This window comes from Bradyrhizobium retamae, assembly GCF_001440415.1.
GTDB lineage: Bacteria > Pseudomonadota > Alphaproteobacteria > Rhizobiales > Xanthobacteraceae > Bradyrhizobium > Bradyrhizobium retamae.
The window spans coordinates 40569-57513 of the sequence record NZ_LLYA01000159.1 but is presented as its reverse complement, the minus strand read 5'-3'; the positions used below and the strand labels follow the sequence as shown (position 1 = coordinate 57513).

Sequence of the window (16945 nt, the reverse complement as noted above, 5' to 3'; positions counted from 1 at the left end):
GAGGGCAAAATTGGCTGGTCCTTCGCGGCCACCGCCGAACGGGCCGACTTGAATCGGAAACGCCGGCTGGTCACGCAGCAGTGCGCAGGGGACCTGTCGGATGGGTAGAGCGCCGCTGGGGGAGGGAGCTGACCTCCGATGTGCCGCGACTGTCGGCTCGCAATGACACTGGCGCAGCGGGCGACGATAGTCCATCACGCCGCCGGCTTGGCGACGTTGTCCTCGGCAGAGAGCAGATGAAGCAGCGCGCTCTTGATCGCGGCCTGCCGGGTCGGCGCGTTGATCTGGGCGCCGAGCAAATCGGTGACGTAGAACACGTCGCGGGCGCGTTCGCCGAACGTCGCGACATGGGCGGAGGCGATGTTGAGGTTGAGCTTCGAGATCGCGGTGGTGAGCTGATACAACAGGCCGGGGCGGTCGAGGCCGGAGACCTCGATCACGGTGTAGCGGTCCGACCACTGGTTGTTGATGGTCACCTCCGGTTCGACCACGAAAGCGCGCACCTTGCCGCGGTTGGCGGCCTTGCGCGCCACTACTTCGGGCAGCCGCAATTTACCCTCGAGCACGTGCTCGATCATCTCGCCGATGCGGGTCGCTCGCCGTCCCTCGTCCTCGTCGCGGTCGTATTCCCTGGAGATCGCGATGGTGTCGAGCGCGCGGCCGTCGGTGGTGGTGTAGATCTGCGCGTCGACGATGTTGGCGCCGGCGGAAGCACAGGCGCCGGCGATGATCGACAGCAGCCACGGATGGTCGGTGGCCAGTATCGTCAATTCGGTGACGCCGCGCGCCTCGTCGAAGCCGACATTGATCGCGAGCTGATGCCCGGCCTGTTCGCTGGCGCGGATAAAGCGCGCCTGGCGGATTTTTCGCTGCAGATCGACCTTGAGCCAGTAGGCGGGATAATGCCGCGCAATGTAGGCATTGAGCTCCTCCTCCGGCCATTCGGTGAAGGCGGCGCGGAATTCCGATTGCGCCACCGCGATGCGCTGCGCGCGGTTCACTTCCGAGAAGCCGCCGGTTAGCACGGGTTCGGTTTCGTAATACAGCGTACGCAGCAACTGCGCCTTCCAGCCGTTCCACACGCCGGGGCCAACGCCCCGGATGTCGGCGGTGGTCAGGATGGTCAGAAGCTTCATCTGTTCGACGGATTGCACGACGGCGGCAAAATTTTCGATCGTCTTGCGGTCGGAGAGGTCGCGCGACTGCGCCACCGTCGACATCGTCAGATGCTCTTCGATCAGCCACGCCACCAGCTCAGTGTCGGCCGCGGAAAAGCCGAGCCGCGGGCACAGCCGGCGCGCCACCCTGGCGCCCGCGATCGAATGGTCCTCCGGCCGGCCCTTGGCAACGTCGTGCAGCAGCGTGGCGATGTAGACCACCGCGCGATGTTCGGGCTGAATCTTGCGGAACAGGTCGCTGGCCACCGTGAACTCGTCATTGCCGCCGCGCTCGATCTCCTGCAGGAAGCCGATGCAGCGGATCAGGTGCTCGTCCACGGTATAATGATGGTACATGTTGAACTGCATCATCGACACGATCTTGCCGAAGGCGCGGATGAAGTGACCGAGCACGCCAGTCTCGTTCATCCGCCGCAGCACGGTCTCGGCGTCGTTCGACGTCAGGATCTCCATGAACAGCCGGTTGGCTTCCGGGTTTTCACGGAGCTGGCTGTTCACCAGTTTCAGCGAGCGCGTCACCGTCCGCATCGCGTCGGGGTGGAAGGCGAGGTTGTTCTTCTGCGCCAGATGGAAGATGCGGATCAGGTTGACCGGGTCGTGCTTGAAGACGTCGGGCGCGGCGAGGTTGATGCGGTTGTTGTCGATGATGAAGTCGTCGCTGTCGGGCACCCGCCGCCGCTTGGCGGCCGGCCGCAGCCGCGCCACCATCCGGCTCAAGACCGGCGCGGGCTTGGCCTGCTCCTCTTCCAGCTTGGCGCACAGGATCGCGGTGAGGTCACCGACGTCCTTGGCGACCAGGAAGTAGTGCTTCATGAAGCGTTCGACATCCTGCATGCCGGGGTGCGAGGTGTAGCCGAGGCGGACTGCGATCTCGCGCTGCATGTCGAACGACAATCGCTCCTCGGCGCGACCGGAAACAAAATGCAAATTGCAGCGCACCGACCACAGGAAATCGGCGCAGCGGCGGAAGGTGCGGTATTCCTGCGCGTCGAACACGCCGCGCTCGACCAACTCCCCGGTCTCGCGCACGCGGTAGACGTATTTGGCGATCCAGAACAGCGTGTGCAGGTCGCGCAGTCCGCCCTTGCCGTCCTTGACGTTGGGCTCGACCAGATAGCGCGATTGCCCGGCGCGGCGGTGGCGCTCCTCGCGCTCGGCGAGCTTGGCGGTGACGAATTCGGCAGCCGTGCCCTGCACGACGTTCTTATCGAACCGGGCCACCAGCTCGTCATAGAGCGGCCGGTCGCCGGTCAAGAACCGCGTCTCCAGGATCGCGGTGCGGATCGTCATGTCGCCGCGCGCCTGGCGGATACACTCATCGACCGAGCGCGTGGCGTGGCCGACCTTCAATCCCATGTCCCACAGGCAATAGAGAATGGCTTCGGCGACCTGCTCCCCCCAGGCGGTCTGCTTGTAGGGCAGGATGAACAGCAGATCGATGTCGGATTCCGGCGCCATCAGGCCGCGGCCGTAGCCGCCGGTGGCGACGACCGCCATGCGCTCAGCACCGGACGGCACATGCGAGCGATAGAGGTGCCGCGTCGCGGCCGCATAGAGAATGCGGATGATTTCGTCCTGCATGAAGCAGAGCCGCTCCGCACAGCGGCGGCCATGGCGATCCTTCAAGAGCACGGCCTGCGCGGTGGCGCGCGCGGCGATCATCTCGGCCTTGAGCAATTGCGCCAGCGCCGAGCGGAACACGTCCTCGCGGCCGGCATGTTTTTCGGCCAGCGCATCGACCGCTGCGGTGATCCGCGCGGTATCGAAACGGTCATCCGCCCCGGAGCGGTCCTCTGTCACGATGCTGTCCATGATCTCCCCGATATCGGACGGCGCAGGGGCTGTCACGGGCGATTGTACGATCAACGCAAAGCTATGCCGCCGCCTCGGCGAATGCCAGCCATAACCCGTTGGAAAAGTGGGGATTTTGGATGGGGCATGCCGGCAGCCACGACGGTGTGTGATGACAGCGCATCGATAGCCCGTTATATCCGATGCACAAAAAAATCCGGGAGTAGAAAATGGACGCCGCCGAACTCCGCGCGATGCAGGCCCCGATCAAGGAACGCTACAAGTCCGATCCCTCGGCCGCGGTCATTACCCTCAAAGCCAAAGGCTCGATCGACCGTGAAGGCATCGCCTGCAAGGTCGAGACCGGCCGCGCGCTGGCGGTTGCGGGGCTGCACCCCGCTACCGGCGGCTCCGGCCTGGAGCTCTGCTCCGGCGACATGCTGCTCGAAGCCCTGGTCGCTTGCGCCGGCGTGACGCTGAAGTCGGTCGCCACCGCCACCGATATTCCCCTGAAGACCGGCAACGTCATCGCCGAGGGCGATCTGGATTTCCGCGGCACGCTCGGCGTCGACAAGGAAGCCGCTGTCGGCTTCGAGGAGATCCGCCTGCGCTTCGAGGTCGCAACCGACGCGCCGCAGGACAAGCTCGATCTGCTGCTCAAGCTGACGGAGCGTTATTGCGTGGTCTATCAGACCATCAAGAACGGCCCGAAAGTCTCGGTGTCGATGAAGCGGGTGTGAAGCAATCTTCGGCGTCGTCCCTGCGAACGCAGGACCCATAACCTCCGAAGTCCATTGGTGCGGGAAGTATCAGCCCGCATCTCCCAAAATCGATCAGCCGCGGCGTATGGATCCCTGCGTTCGCAGGGGCGACGGATAGAGCATGTCCCCCGAACTCGCCTTCATCCTGACGCTCGGCCTGCGCATGGCGATCACTGCCGCATTCGTGGTGACGGCTTCCATCGTCACCGAACGCTCAGGCCCCGTCATCGGTGCGCTGATCGCGACGCTGCCGATCTCGGCGGGGCCGTCCTACGTATTTCTCGCGCTCGATCATGACGCAGCCTTCATCGCCGAAGGCGCGCTGGCGAGCCTGCCGATCAATGCCGCAACGATCTTCCTCGGTCTGACCTACGTCGTGTTGGCGCAGCGCCACGGCGCCCTGCTCAGTTGCCTCGTGGCGGTCGCCGTATGGCTCGCGTTCGCCGCGATCATCCGCTCGGTGCAATGGTCGCTGACCGGCGGCCTGATCGCGAACGCCATTGCGTTTGCCATCTGCGTGCCGCTGCTCGCCCGCTACCGCCACGCCAAAATGCCGCCGATCCGGCGGCGCTGGTACGACGTTCCGCTGCGGGCATCGCTGGTCGCGACGCTGGTAGCGACGGTTGTCACGACATCTAGCTGGGTCGGCCCCAAAATCAGCGGCATGATCGCGCTATTCCCGATCGTGTTCACGTCGATGATGCTGATCCTGCATCCGCGCATCGGCGGCCCGCCGACCGCGGCCGTGCTCGCCAACAGCGCCTGGGGCTTGATCGGATTGGGCATCGCCATCGCAGTGCTACATGTGGCGGCACTGCAATTCGGCTCGGCGATCGGGCTGAGCCTGGCGCTGGCGACGTGCGTGGGGTGGAATCTGAGTCTGTGGTTGCTCGGGCGAAGGAAGGCGGCGCCTTAACCGTCATTGCGAGGAGCGAGAGCGACGAAGCAATCCATCGCTCCGCACGCGAGGAGAGATGGATTGCTTCGCTGCGCTCGCGATGACGGGCAGGGAGCGTCAGCCCTTCGGCAGTTTCGCCTTCAGCGCATACAACGCCTCCAGCGCCTCGCGCGGCGACATCTCGTCGGGATGCAAGGCCTTCACCGCTGCCATCAACTGCTCCGCCTCGCTCGGCTGCGACGCTTCGGCGGCAGCGCGGGAGGGGACGGCGAACAGCGGAAGATCATCGGCGAGCGCGCGCGCGGTCTGGCCGCGGTCCTGCGCCTCGAGCTTCGCCAGCACCGACTTGGCGCGTGCGATCACGGCCGGCGGCAGGCCGGCGAGCTTGGCGACCTGGATGCCGTAGGACCGATCGGCCGAACCCGGCAGCACCTCGTGCAGGAATACGACATCGCCCTGCCACTCCTTGACGCGCACGGTGGCGTTGAACATCCGCGGCAGCTTGACGGAAAGCGCGGTCAGCTCGTGATAATGCGTGGCGAACAGCGCGCGGCAGCGATTGGCCTCGTGCAGGTGCTCGATCGCGGCCCACGCGATCGAGAGGCCGTCGAAGGTGGCGGTGCCGCGGCCGATCTCGTCGAGGATGACCAGCGAGCGCTCGCTGGCCTGGTTGAGGATGACGGCGGTCTCGACCATCTCGACCATGAAGGTCGATCGTCCCCGCGCGAGATCGTCGGCCGCGCCGACGCGGCTGAACAGCCGGTCGACGACGCCGATCCGGGCACGCGACGCCGGCACGTAGGAGCCGATCTGCGCCATCAGCGCGATCAAGGCGTTCTGGCGCAGGAACGTCGACTTACCGGCCATGTTCGGGCCGGTGATCAACCAGATCTGACCCGACTTCTGGCCCGGCCCCGGCGAGAGGTCGCAGGCATTGGCAATGAACGGCTGGCCGTCGCGCTTCAGCGCCTGTTCCACGACGGGGTGCCGGCCGCCCTCAACGGCAAAGCCGAGCGAGCCGTCGACCTCTGGCCGCACGTAATTGTCATCTATCGCAAGCTTCGCCAGCGCGGTCGCGACATCGAGCAGCGCGAACGCATGCGCCGCGGCGCGCAGATCGTCGCTGGCGGCGAGCGCCATCGCAGAGAGCCGCTCGAAGATTTCCAGTTCGAGATTGAGGGCGCGGTCGCCGGCATTGGCGATCTTGGCTTCGATCTCGCCGAGTTCGGACGTGGTGAAACGAACCTGCCCCGCCAGCGTCTGGCGGTGGATGAAAGTCGCATTCAACGGCGGCGCCATCAGTCTGTCACCGTGCTGCGCGGTGACCTCGACGAAATAGCCGAGGACGTTGTTGTGCCGGATCTTGAGGGCCTTGATGCCGGTGTCGTCGGCGTAGCGCGCCTGCATCGCGGCGACCACGAGGCGGGAGGCGTCGCGTAAGTTTCGGCTCTCGTCGAGCGCGGGCTCATAGCCCTCGCGGATGAAGCCGCCGTCGCGCTTGATCAGCGGCAGTTGCTCGGCGAGCGCGCGTTCGAATTCGCGCGCCAGATCGCGCGAGGGGCGGCGCAGCGCCTCCATCACGGCGATGATCTCAGCCGGTGCGGCTTCGAGTTGCGCGAGGTGAGCCAGCGCCTGGTCTGCCGCGAGGATGCCGTCGCGCAAAGCTGCAAGGTCGCGCGGGCCGCCGCGACCGACCGACAGCCGCGCCAGCGCGCGCGACATGTCGGGCGCGGCGCGCAGCGTGGTCCTGATATCGTCACGTGCGCGGCTATCGGCAACAAATGTCGCAATCGCATCCAGCCGCCGTGCAATCGCGGCGCTGTCGGTGAGAGGCGCGGCGAGCCGTTGCGCCAGTAGCCGGGAGCCTGCGGCGGTAACTGTGCAGTCAATCGCATCCAGCAGCGATCCGCGCCGCTCGCCAGCGAGAGTCCGGGTCAGTTCGAGATTGGCGCGGGTGGCGGGATCGATCGCCATCGTCGTGCCCGCGGCCTCGCGCGAGGGCGGCGACAGCGGCGGACGTTTGCCGACCTGGGTGCGGTCGATATAGGTGACGGCCGCGGCCGCAGCGGTCGCCTCCAGCCGCGTCATCGCGGAGAGCCCGTCCATCGTCGCCACCGCGAAATAGTCGCACAATCGCCGCTCGGCGGTGGCGCCGTCGAAGACGTCGCGGGTCAAAGGCGTCACTGAGGGCAGTTCGCGCAGCAGCGCGCCCAGATCAGGATCGCCATAGAGCGCGTCGGTAACGATCGCTTCATTCGGATTGATCCGCGCCAGCGTCGCCGCCAGTTCCGCGGTCGAGCATTCCGTGACCATGAACTCCGAGGTCGAGATATCGATCCAGGCGAGGCCAATGCGGTCGCCGCCCGAGGAGGCGCGGGCGCGCGCGATCGCCAGCAGATAATTGTTGGTGCGGGCATCCAGGAGTGTGTCTTCGGTCAGCGTCCCCGGCGTCACCAGCCGCACCACGCCGCGCGCCACCACGCTCTTGTTGCCGCGGGCGCGCGCGGCGGCCGGATTCTCGGTCTGCTCGCATACGGCAACGCGATGGCCGGCATTGATCAGGCGATGCAGATAATCCTCGGATCGTTCCACCGGCACGCCGCACATCGGGATATCCGCGCCCTGATGTTTGCCGCGCTTGGTCAGTACGATGCCGAGCGCCTTCGAGGCGATCTCGGCGTCCTCGAAGAACAGCTCGTAGAAATCGCCCATCCGGTAGAACAGCAAGAGCCCGGGATGGGCGGCCTTGATCTCCAAATATTGTTCCATCATCGGCGTGACGCGTGAAGTTGCATCAGGTGCCGGCGTGGCCTCGGGCGGTGCGGGGGCGGGGATGGACTGCTGGATCGTCATTACGGGCGGCAAACTACAAAATTTCGCCGCGCGGTCCTATTCCCATACCCGCGTTGTCAGAGTTTTCCACGCATCACGCCAGCGGTGAGGGCATGACGGACCTCCCGCGAAAGCGCCGCCCGGGACCGATGCCTCAATTGACCTGCCGCGGGAGCGCTCCTAAAACTCGCCATCAATCTGGGTCAACGCCTAAAGCACGGCATTCAGGGAGAGATTCTATGCGTGATGTATTCATTTGCGATGCCGTCCGGACCCCGATCGGCCGTTTCGGCGGATCGCTCGCCAAGGTACGTGCCGACGATCTGGCCGCAGCCCCGATCAAGGCGCTGATGGCGAAGCATCCCAATCTCGACTGGTCGCAGGTCGACGAAGTATTTTTCGGCTGCGCCAATCAGGCCGGTGAGGACAACCGCAACGTCGCGCGCATGGCGCTGTTGCTCGCGGGCATGCCGGAGCAGGTTCCCGGGCAGACCCTGAATCGCCTCTGCGCATCCGGCCTTGATGCAGTCGGCGCCGCGGGCCGGGCGATCCGCGCTGGCGAAATCGATTTCGCGATTGCCGGCGGCGTCGAATCGATGACGCGGGCGCCCTTCGTGATGGGCAAGGCGCCGGAAGCGTTTGCGCGCTCGGCCGAGATTTACGACACCACGATCGGCTGGCGCTTCATCAATCCCCTGTTGAAGGCGCAGTATGGCGTCGATGCGATGCCGGAGACCGGCGAGAACGTCGCCGAAGAATTCCAGGTATCGCGCGCCGACCAGGATGCGATGGCGATCCGCTCGCAGCAGCGCGCCGGCGCGGCGATCGCCTCGGGCTATTTCGCCGAGGAAATTACGCCGATCCAGGTGCCCGGTGGCAAGGCAGGTCCCATCACCGTTGACAAGGATGAGCATCCGCGTCCCGAAACGACGCTCGAAGGCTTGGCAAAACTGAAGCCGATCGTGCGCAATCCCGGCACGGTGACGGCGGGTAATGCATCCGGCGTCAATGACGGCGCGGCGGCAATGATCCTTGCCTCTGAGCTAGCTGTGAAGAAGCACGGGCTGACGCCGCGGGCGCGCATCCTAGGGTTAGCCTCGGCGGCGGTGCCGCCGCGCATCATGGGCATCGGCCCGGTGCCGGCGACGAAGAAGCTGATGGAGCGGCTCGGCATCAAGATCTCTGACTTCGATTTGATCGAGCTCAATGAAGCCTTCGCTTCCCAGGGCATAGCCTGCCTGCGGCAACTGGGCGTCAAGGACGACGCCGACTTCGTCAACCCGCATGGCGGCGCGATCGCGCTCGGTCATCCGCTCGGCATGAGCGGCGCGCGGCTGGCGCTGACGGCGGTGCACGGCATGGAGACGCGGGGCGGGAAGCTTGCCTTGGCAACCATGTGCGTCGGCGTCGGCCAGGGCGTCGCGGTCGCGATCGAAAAGGTGAATTAAGACAATGGTTTGGGAAGGCAATAAATCGCCCTTTCCCAAATTAGTTATGTCATATAGTGATCCGGCGGCGCGGCTCAGCGACAAAATTGCAAAGCAATTTGCGGCGCGAGTGCGATGCGAGGGAGGAATTCGTCATGACATTGGTCTATCCAGTGCAAAGTCTCGCGGCGCATCCGCCGCGGCTGTCTCCCGCCTACAAGAGCACGGTCAAGCGTTCGCCCTCCAAGCCGCTGATTCCGATGCGTCATACGCTGTCGGAATTGACCGGGCCGGTCTATGGCCACGAGACCGTGCGCGCGAACGATCACGACCTCACCGTTCATGGCAAGGGCGAGCCGATCGGCGAGCGCATCATCGTGCACGGCCATGTGCTCGATGAAGACGGCCGCGGTGTGCCGAACGCGCTGGTCGAGCTGTGGCAGGCCAATTCCTGCGGCCGCTACGTCCATGTCGTCGACCAGCATCCCGCGCCGCTCGATCCGAACTTCACCGGCGCCGGCCGCGCGCAATCCGACGCGCAAGGTTATTATCGCTTCGTCACCATCAAGCCCGGCGCCTATCCCTGGGGCAATCATCACAACGCCTGGCGGCCGGCCCATATCCACTTCTCGGTGTTCGGCCACTCCTTCGTCTCGCGCCTGGTGACGCAGATGTATTTCCCCGGCGATCCGCTGTTTCCGTTCGATCCGATCTTCAATTCGGTCACCGACAAGAAGGCACGCAACCGGATGATCTCGTCGTTCGATCTGGAGAACACAAAGCCGGATTGGGCGCTGTGCTACCGCTTCAACATTGTGCTGCGCGGGCGCAACGCCACGCCGATGGAGAACCGTTAAGTGCCCGAGAACAAACCGGACGGCATCACCCCGTCGCAAACCGTCGGTCCGTATTTCGCCTATGGCCTGACGCCGAACGGCAAATACGACTGGAACGATGCGTTCAACAACAATCTGGTGACCTCGGACACCTCGGGCGAGCGCATTCGCGTCGAGGGCACGGTGTTCGATGGCGACGGCGTGCCGGTGCCGGATTGCATGCTGGAGATCTGGCAGGCGGACACGCAGGGCAGGTTCAGCGATCCGCAGGACAAGCGCGCGCTGCCGAATACGTCGTTGAAAGGATTCGGCCGCATCGGCACCGATGCGAAAGGCGGCTACGCGTTCGATACAATCAAGCCAGGCGTGGTGCCCGATCCCGACGGCAAGCCGCAGGCGCCACATATCGTGCTTGCGGTGTTCGCACGCGGCATGCTCCTGCATAATTACTCGCGAATTTATTTCGACGGCGAGGCCGCCAATGCCTCCGATCCGGTGCTGGCGCTGGTGCCGGCCGAGCGCCGCTCCACGCTGATCGCGACGCGCCAGCCGGGCGGCGGCAATGCGGTCTATCGTTTCGACGTACATCTGCAGGGCGACAACGAGACGGTGTTCTTCGACGTGTAGCCGCGACTGCATCGCAGGGGCGGCGCGACAGGCGAGACTTCGCACATGATGACGCTTCGCCAGGTCGAGGTGATCCGCGCGGTGATGGTGACCGGCACGATCGGCGGAGCTGCGAGACTTCTGAACGTATCGCTGTTGATGTCGATGACGCCAGCACCATGGCACGCGCGGAAGCGCTGCAGGCGCGCACCTTCTATCAGCCGGTAGGGCCGGGCGAGCTTGAAATCCCGGCGGCGAGCCGCACGCTGTCGGCCCGCTTCATCCACGAATTCTTCGGCTCCGGTGTCCAGCACGTCGCGTTCTCCTGCCGCGATATCTTTGCAGCCGTGGCCGACATGCGCGCGCGGGGTGCGGATTTCCTGAAGATTCCTGACAATTACTACGACGATATCGAGGCCAAATACGGCCTCGACGTCACGACGATGGTGGCGCTCCGCGACAATCAGATTCTCTACGACGGCGAAGGCGAGGGCGAATTCTTCCAGGCCTATACCCATGCCTTCGACGAGCGGTTTTTCTTCGAGATCGTCGAGCGGCGCGACTATCACGGCTTCGGCGCTGCCAACGCCGCGATCAGGCTCGCCGCCCAGACCCGGGAATCCCGGCCGTTCACCAAGCCACGGGCCTGAGCGGCTGCGAATTCTCAGTTTGGCGGCGTCGCTTCCTCGGTTCTGAAGAACTCGACCGCCTCGGTCTGCTGATATCGAGCTGATTAGCCGCTCCGAATCCGCCACGAGCGTACGGCATGCCGGGCAGCCCCCGGTTCCTCAGTTGCAGCCAACCTTCACGATTTTCCGACTTGACATAAAAGGATTGTTATATAATAAGTTCGTTATATAACTGGTCGGAGATATTCCATGCTGAACCTCGACGCTGCCTTTTCCGCACTGGCCGACCCGACTCGCCGGGCGATCGTGGCGCGCCTTGCGCTAGGCGAGGCCACCGTCATGGAATTGGCTGAGCCGTTCGAGATGACGCAGCCCGCCATCTCCCGTCACCTCAAGGTCCTCGAAGGCGCCGGCCTTATTCTGCGCCGCGTCGAAGGCACGAAACGGCCATGCCGGCTAGCGCCCGCGGCCGTCGCCGAGATCGACCAATGGCTTGCGATGCTGCGGCAGACGCTCGCGGCAAACTACAACCGGTTGGACGACGTGCTGGCCGAAATGAAAACCAAAGAGTGAAAGGCAATCCCATGAGCAAGTTGACGCTGAAGACCGAAGGCGACACCCACGTCGTGGTTACCAGGCGGTTTGCCGCCACGCCGGAGGCGGTGTTTCGCGCGCACACCGAGCCGGCGCTGATCCAGAAGTGGCTGCTTGGTCCGGAAGGCTGGACGATGCCGGTCTGCGTCAACGAGGCACGCCGGGGCGGCAAGATCCGGTACGAATGGAGCGACGGCAAGGGCGGTGGTTTCCACCTGACCGGTGAATTTATCGAGGTGGTACCGTTCAGCCGCCTCGTACATGTCGAACGGATGCATCTGCCGGACCCGACACCGGATAATCATGTCGAAACCAACTTCGCGCCGGACGGAGCCGGCACCCTGATGACCATGCGAATGACGCTGCCAGATGCTGCGACGCGGACCACGATGCTGGCGACCGGCATGGAGCAGGGAATGGAAGCGAGCTACGCCCGGCTCGACGCGCTGTCAGTGTCGGAGCGGCCGTAACGCGGGCTCCGAATGGCAGCCCTACTCGATCACCGCGTGATCCGGCGCGGTCGACTGCGCGCGCAGCGTCGCCTTGGTCGAGCCGATCATGATGGCGAGAGGGATGGCGCAGGCGGTGAAGATCATCACGAGCTGGTAGTCATACGAGAACGCGATGATCTGCGCCTGTATCTTGACCATCATATCCGCCATGGCGCGGCCCCTGTCGGTGGCGAGATCGATCATGCCGCTCACCGCGGGCATCTGCAGGGCGTGATTGAAGGGGTTGATATGCTCCGACAGGACCGCGTAGGTGTAGCGCGTACCTTGCGTCAGTTGCGAGATCACGAGCGAGATCCCGATCGAGCTGGCGACATTGCGCATCAAGGTCAGCATCGCGGTGCCGTCGGTGCGCAGATGATTGGGTAGCGTCAGGAACGCCACCGTGGAGAGCGGCACGAATACCAGGCCGAAGCCAAAGCCCTGGACCACGCTGATGATCACGATCTCGGTCACGCCGGTCTGGTCGGTCCAGCCGGTCATGTAGAACAGCGACAGGCAGGTGATGCCGAGCCCCGAGACGATCAGCGTCCGCGCCTCGATATGGCGCATCATGCGGCCGACCAGCATCATCGCCACGAACGTGCCGCAGCCGCGGCTTGCCAGCAGAAGGCCCGCGGTAATGATCGGATAGCCGATCACGTTCTGCAGGAACGGTGATGACAGCGCCATGGTCGAGAACAGCACCAGCCCCATCACGGCCATGAATACGCAGCCGCCGACGAAATTCTTGTCCTTGAACAGCGCGAACTGGATGAACGGATGCGACGTGGTTAGCGAATGCGCCAGGAAATAATAGAAGCCGACCGCTGATATGACGAACTCTGCAATGATCTCGTTGGATTCCAGCCAGCCGAGCTGCTCGCCGCGGTCGAGCGCGAGCTGCAGCGAACCGATCGCGATTGCGAGCGCGGTGAAGCCGAACCAGTCGAACCGCAGCTCGAGGTCTTTCTTGGTCTCGTCCATGAAGATGACGAGGCCAAGCACGGTAATAATGCCGAACGGCAGGTTGACGAAGAACACCCAGTGCCAGGAATAGGTTTCCGTCAGCCAGGCGCCGAGCGACGGGCCCATGATCGGCCCCATCATCACCCCCATGCCCCAGATCGCCATCGCCTTCGCGCGCTCGTGCAGCGCGTAGGAATCGAGCATCACGGCCTGCGACAGCGGCACCAGCGCCGCGCCGAACACGCCTTGCAGCAGGCGAAACACCACCATCTGGCCGATGTCCTGCGCCAATCCGCATAACACCGAGGCGATCGTGAAGCCGGCCGAGCAGATGATGAAGACGCGCTTGCTGCCGAAGCGGTTGGCGATCCACCCGACCGGCGCGGTCATGATTGCGGCGGCGACGATATAGGAGGTCAGCACCCAGTTGATCTGGTCCTGCGACGCGGACAAACTGCCCTGCATGTAGGGCAGCGCGACGTTGGCGATCGTCGTGTCCAGCGCCTGCATGATGGTCGCCGTCATGGCGCAGATCGTCACCATGTTCCGGCGCAGGCCGGGAACGGATGCCGATGGCTGGCCCGGCGTCGCCATGGTGCTAATCGTGGTCCTGGTTCGCCGTCGCCGGCGACAGGCCGAGCAGGGCTGAGAGCGAGCGCCGATGGTTGGTGTCGATGGTGGCGTAGACGCTCATGCCGGCCTTCAGCTTGCGGACGAATTTGTCGTTCCTGTCGAAATAGATCCGCACCGGCACGCGCTGCACCACCTTGACGAAATTGCCCGACGCGTTCTGCGGCGGCAGGATCGCAAACTGCGCGCCGGTGCCGGGCGAGAGCGAGCCGACCGTGCCCTTGAACGGGTGGTTGGGGAAGGCATCGACTTCGAGCGTGACGGACTGGCCGACCGCAACATAGGTAAAATCGGATTCCTTCGGGTTGGCGTCGACCCACGGGTTCGAGGTGTCGATGATACTGAACACCGGCGTACCAGCCGTGACGAAGCGGCCGAGCTGGATCTGCTCGACCTGCGTGGCGATGCCGGCCATCGGCGCGCGCATCACGGTGTGGTCGAGATTGCGTTGGGCCTGGTCGAGCGCTGCCTTGGCCTGGGCGTAGGGCGGGAATTCCTCGAGCGGCAGATCGGAATTGCCGAGCAGTTGGGCCTTTGCGGTCGCGATCTTCTGCAGCAGCAACTGATACTGCGCGCTCGCGGTGACGAGGGCGGTCGACGCGTTATCGAGATCGAGCTGCGAGCCGAAATTGTTCTTCACCAGCGCCGACTTGCGCTCCACGTCTCGCCGCTTCAGGTTCATGCCCTGCTGCGAGAGTTCGCTCATCTGGCCATATATCTTAAGGTCGGCGATCAGATTGTCGTAGGTGACCTTGGTTTGCGCGAGATTGGCCTTGGCCTGCGCCACGGCGAGGCGGAACGGCACCGGATCGATTTCGAACAGCACGTCGCCTGGATTGACCTGCTGGCCCTCCTTCACCACGACTTTCTCGATCTTGCCGGAGATGTCGGGCGTGATCAGAACCTTCTGCGCGCCGACATAGGCGTCGTCGGTGGTCACGTATCGGCCGCCGTTGAGATAGAACGTTACGCCGGCGACCAGCGCAGCCAACGGAAACACCACCAACAGCAGAAAGCGCCGGTAGCGACGCATGCCGGCCATCAGCCGGCGGCGCGGCTCGGCCGCGAGTTTCGGCCGTGACGGCGGCGCGGGGGCGCCCTTCTGCTCCGGCGGGAATTTGAGGATGGGATCAGCCATAGCGCTGCTCCTTTCTGGGAGGTTCGCCGGCCGGATTCTGGATCGCGTTGCGAACGTTTTCCTTGATCAGATCGAGTTGGTCGAGCAGGCGGTGGGCATCGGCGGGATTGATGCCGTCGAGCGCGGTCGCCGTCAGTTCGGAGCGAAGCCCGGCGAGCTTGCCGAGCAGCGGCCGCGCGGCCTTGCGCAGATAGAGGCGGTTGACGCGGCGGTCATTCTCGTCGCCGCGGCGTTCGATCCAGCCATTGTCGCAGAGCTTGTCGATCAGTCGCGTCAGCGTGATCGGCTGCATCTCCATCTGTTCGGCAAGTTCCGACTGCTTGAGGCCCTCGGCGCGCTCGACCTTGGCCAGCACCGCCCATTGCGCACGGGTGATGCCATAGCGCGCCGCCTGCCGGTCGGCATAGGCGCGCACCATCCGTTGCACCTCGCCAAGCGTAAACAGGAAGTTCATGTCCACGGGACTGCGCATGCCCAAAACCTCCATAAGCCTGCAATACAATAAGCTTGCTTATGAATTCTGCACGCCCAGTTAATAATGGCCTGATCCGCTTCCTGCACATGGCTGCGAATCAATGCGCACGCGGGCTTTAGGATTGGCCCTCAAACTGGTACAAAGGCCTGATGAGCCTGACAAAGCCGACATTTCCTGCGCCCGATCATGATCACGGCCGCTGCACTGCGGACGCGATCGCGCATGCCGAACAGGTTTGCGCGCGGCGGGCGCAGAAATTTACCCCGATCCGGCGTCAGGTGCTGCAGGCGCTACTGTCGAGCCACCGCCCGCTCGGCGCCTATGAGGTGATCGACGAGCTCGCCAAATCGATGCCGCGGCCGGCGCCGATCACGGTCTACCGCGCGCTCGATTTCCTGATGGAAAACGGCCTCGTCCACCGCATCGAGAGCCGCAATGCGTTCCTTGCCTGCGCACATGACCATGACGAGACCTCGATGGTGGCGTTCTTGATCTGCGAGCTCTGCGGTTCCGTCGGCGAAATCCCCGCAGCCCCCGTGGCGCAAAGCCTCAATGCGGCGGCGCGCGCCTCCGGATTCGCGCCAAAACTCTCCGTCGTCGAGATCGCCGGCATCTGCGCGCATTGCCAGAAATAACGAGAACACGGCGCCAAGCCGGCCACGAGGATAGATGTCGTCCAAGCCAGTAGAACCTTCCGCCGGGCGTGCGCTCACCCCGGGCGCCATCGCCTTGATGCTGATGCTGTGCCTGAGCTGGGGCTTCAACCAGATTGCGGTCAAGCTAACGCTGCCCGATGTGCCGCCAATGCTGCAGGCCTTGATCCGCTCGGCCGGCGCGTTGCCGGTAATGCTGCTGGCCGGTTGGCTGCGCGGCGTGAAATTCTTCGAGCGCGATGGCTCGCTCGGTCCCGGCCTGTTGGCGGGCACGTTGTTCGGTATCGAATTCGTGCTGATCTTTAGCGGGCTGGTGTTCACATCGGCGTCGCGCGCCGCCGTGTTCCTCTACACCGCACCGTTCTTCGTCGCGCTCGGCTCCTACCAGTTTCTCGGCGAGCGCCTGAGCATGATGCAATGGGGCGGACTGGGCCTCAGCTTCGCCGGTGTGGCGCTGGCAATCGGCGTGCCGCAGGCAAATGTCGACGCGAAAGTGTTGCTGGGCGACCTGCTGGTGGTCGGCGGCGGCGCGCTGTGGGGCGCGACCACGCTGATCGCCAAGGGCACGAAACTTCGTAACGCGGCGCCAGAAAAGGCGCTCGGCTATCAGGTGGCCGTGTCGATTCCGATCCTGGGCTGTGCATCCCTGCTGTTCGGCGAGAAGATCACCCACATGCCGAGCGCGCTGTCGATCTCGCTGTTGGCTTATCAGGCGATCTGGGTGGTGGGCTGCACCTTTGTGCTGTGGTTCGCGCTGGTGAAGACCTATTCACCGAGCAAACTGTCGTCGTTCACCTTCGTCACGCCATTGTTCGGCGTCGTAGCCGCCTATTTCATCCTGCACGATACGCTGACCCTTGCCTTCGGTATTGCAGCGCTGCTTGTCATCGCCGGGCTCTATCTCGTCAACAAGCCCGACCCGAAGGTGGTGCCGGATCCGAACGTGCCGGCGTGATGGTTTCGCTATCTTCCCATCATTGCGAGGAGCGATAGCGGCGAAGCAATCCATATCTCCTCATTCTCGCAATGACGGGCAGAGG

The 16945-nt window shown here is 64.3% G+C and carries 14 protein-coding genes and 1 pseudogene; 10 read left to right on the top strand and 5 right to left on the bottom strand.

Translation table 11 applies throughout. The features are described from left to right. Positions 1-194: 194 nt before the first annotated feature. Positions 195-2990, bottom strand: a complete 2796-nt coding sequence (locus CQ13_RS20430; protein ID WP_057844856.1) for a [protein-PII] uridylyltransferase — start codon at positions 2988-2990, stop codon at positions 195-197. A gap of 209 nt (positions 2991-3199) precedes the next feature. On the opposite strand from CQ13_RS20430, the gene CQ13_RS20425 reads away from it, so the two are divergent. Both CQ13_RS20425 and CQ13_RS20420 read left to right on the top strand, forming a co-directional pair. Then, complete coding sequence (locus tag CQ13_RS20425; protein ID WP_057844638.1) at positions 3200-3709, top strand: OsmC family protein; 510 nt, start codon at positions 3200-3202, stop codon at positions 3707-3709. Positions 3710-3851: 142 nt separating this feature from the next. Further along, entirely contained in the window at positions 3852-4646 is a 795-nt protein-coding gene (locus tag CQ13_RS20420; protein ID WP_057844637.1) for a hypothetical protein, read from the top strand. 99 nt (positions 4647-4745) lie between these two features. On the opposite strand, the gene mutS is transcribed toward CQ13_RS20420, so the two are convergent. Then, positions 4746-7481 carry a DNA mismatch repair protein MutS gene (gene mutS / locus CQ13_RS20415; RefSeq protein WP_057844636.1) on the bottom strand — a complete coding sequence of 912 codons (2736 nt, stop codon included), beginning with the start codon at positions 7479-7481 and terminating at the stop codon, positions 4746-4748. 218 nt (positions 7482-7699) lie between these two features. On the opposite strand from mutS, the gene pcaF reads away from it, so the two are divergent. The 6 genes and pseudogenes from pcaF to CQ13_RS20385 all read left to right on the top strand — a co-directional run bounded on the left by pcaF (position 7700) and on the right by CQ13_RS20385 (position 12022). Further along, positions 7700-8908 (top strand): 3-oxoadipyl-CoA thiolase, encoded by a 1209-nt coding sequence (pcaF, locus tag CQ13_RS20410; protein ID WP_057844635.1) that lies wholly within the window; start codon positions 7700-7702, stop codon positions 8906-8908. A gap of 134 nt (positions 8909-9042) precedes the next feature. Next, positions 9043-9744 (top strand): protocatechuate 3,4-dioxygenase subunit beta, encoded by a 702-nt coding sequence (gene pcaH, locus CQ13_RS20405; RefSeq protein ID WP_057844855.1) that lies wholly within the window; start codon positions 9043-9045, stop codon positions 9742-9744. After that, positions 9745-10350: a protocatechuate 3,4-dioxygenase subunit alpha gene (pcaG, locus tag CQ13_RS20400; protein ID WP_057844634.1), complete on the top strand. Its 606-nt coding sequence runs from the start codon at positions 9745-9747 to the stop codon at positions 10348-10350. 128 nt (positions 10351-10478) lie between these two features. Beyond that, positions 10479-10979, top strand: a pseudogene (locus tag CQ13_RS20395) (VOC family protein); the annotation flags it as partial. Positions 10980-11207: 228 nt separating this feature from the next. Then, a complete protein-coding gene (locus CQ13_RS20390; RefSeq protein WP_057844632.1) occupies positions 11208-11531 on the top strand; it encodes an ArsR/SmtB family transcription factor in 324 nt (107 codons plus the stop codon). An 11-nt stretch (positions 11532-11542) separates the two neighbouring features. After that, on the top strand, positions 11543-12022 hold the full coding sequence (locus tag CQ13_RS20385) for an SRPBCC domain-containing protein (protein WP_057844631.1): 480 nt from the start codon (positions 11543-11545) through the stop codon (positions 12020-12022). 21 nt (positions 12023-12043) lie between these two features. Here the strand turns inward: CQ13_RS20385 and CQ13_RS20380 are convergent, their stop codons facing one another. Genes CQ13_RS20380 through CQ13_RS20370 form a run of 3 tightly spaced genes read right to left on the bottom strand, consistent with a single transcriptional unit; the run spans position 12044 to position 15249 of the window. Next, complete coding sequence (locus CQ13_RS20380) at positions 12044-13603, bottom strand: MDR family MFS transporter (protein WP_057844630.1); 1560 nt, start codon at positions 13601-13603, stop codon at positions 12044-12046. A 4-nt stretch (positions 13604-13607) separates the two neighbouring features. Then, complete coding sequence (locus CQ13_RS20375; RefSeq protein ID WP_057844629.1) at positions 13608-14777, bottom strand: HlyD family secretion protein; 1170 nt, start codon at positions 14775-14777, stop codon at positions 13608-13610. Continuing rightward, positions 14770-15249 carry a MarR family winged helix-turn-helix transcriptional regulator gene (locus CQ13_RS20370; RefSeq protein ID WP_156433779.1) on the bottom strand — a complete coding sequence of 160 codons (480 nt, stop codon included), beginning with the start codon at positions 15247-15249 and terminating at the stop codon, positions 14770-14772. Before CQ13_RS20370 ends, CQ13_RS20375 begins: the two co-directional genes overlap by 8 nt. Before the next feature lie 152 nt (positions 15250-15401). Between CQ13_RS20370 and CQ13_RS20365 the strand changes: the two genes are divergently transcribed. Beyond that, on the top strand, positions 15402-15887 hold the full coding sequence (locus tag CQ13_RS20365) for a Fur family transcriptional regulator (RefSeq protein WP_057844627.1): 486 nt from the start codon (positions 15402-15404) through the stop codon (positions 15885-15887). 34 nt (positions 15888-15921) lie between these two features. After that, entirely contained in the window at positions 15922-16860 is a 939-nt protein-coding gene (locus tag CQ13_RS20360; RefSeq protein WP_057844626.1) for a DMT family transporter, read from the top strand. Positions 16861-16945: the final 85 nt, after the last annotated feature.

What these genes read in the sequence shown, in the direction of transcription:
- CQ13_RS20430 (WP_057844856.1), bottom strand. Translation starts at nt 2,990, where the DNA reads ATGGACAGCATCGTGACAGAGGACCGCTCCGGGGCGGATGACCGTTTC.
- CQ13_RS20425 (WP_057844638.1), top strand. Translation starts at nt 3,200, where the DNA reads ATGGACGCCGCCGAACTCCGCGCGATGCAGGCCCCGATCAAGGAACGC.
- CQ13_RS20420 (WP_057844637.1), top strand. Translation starts at nt 3,852, where the DNA reads ATGTCCCCCGAACTCGCCTTCATCCTGACGCTCGGCCTGCGCATGGCG.
- mutS (WP_057844636.1), bottom strand. Translation starts at nt 7,481, where the DNA reads ATGACGATCCAGCAGTCCATCCCCGCCCCCGCACCGCCCGAGGCCACG.
- pcaF (WP_057844635.1), top strand. Translation starts at nt 7,700, where the DNA reads ATGCGTGATGTATTCATTTGCGATGCCGTCCGGACCCCGATCGGCCGT.
- pcaH (WP_057844855.1), top strand. Translation starts at nt 9,043, where the DNA reads ATGACATTGGTCTATCCAGTGCAAAGTCTCGCGGCGCATCCGCCGCGG.
- CQ13_RS20390 (WP_057844632.1), top strand. Translation starts at nt 11,208, where the DNA reads ATGCTGAACCTCGACGCTGCCTTTTCCGCACTGGCCGACCCGACTCGC.
- CQ13_RS20385 (WP_057844631.1), top strand. Translation starts at nt 11,543, where the DNA reads ATGAGCAAGTTGACGCTGAAGACCGAAGGCGACACCCACGTCGTGGTT.
- CQ13_RS20380 (WP_057844630.1), bottom strand. Translation starts at nt 13,603, where the DNA reads ATGGCGACGCCGGGCCAGCCATCGGCATCCGTTCCCGGCCTGCGCCGG.
- CQ13_RS20375 (WP_057844629.1), bottom strand. Translation starts at nt 14,777, where the DNA reads ATGGCTGATCCCATCCTCAAATTCCCGCCGGAGCAGAAGGGCGCCCCC.
- CQ13_RS20370 (WP_156433779.1), bottom strand. Translation starts at nt 15,249, where the DNA reads ATGCGCAGTCCCGTGGACATGAACTTCCTGTTTACGCTTGGCGAGGTG.
- CQ13_RS20365 (WP_057844627.1), top strand. Translation starts at nt 15,402, where the DNA reads ATGAGCCTGACAAAGCCGACATTTCCTGCGCCCGATCATGATCACGGC.
- CQ13_RS20360 (WP_057844626.1), top strand. Translation starts at nt 15,922, where the DNA reads ATGTCGTCCAAGCCAGTAGAACCTTCCGCCGGGCGTGCGCTCACCCCG.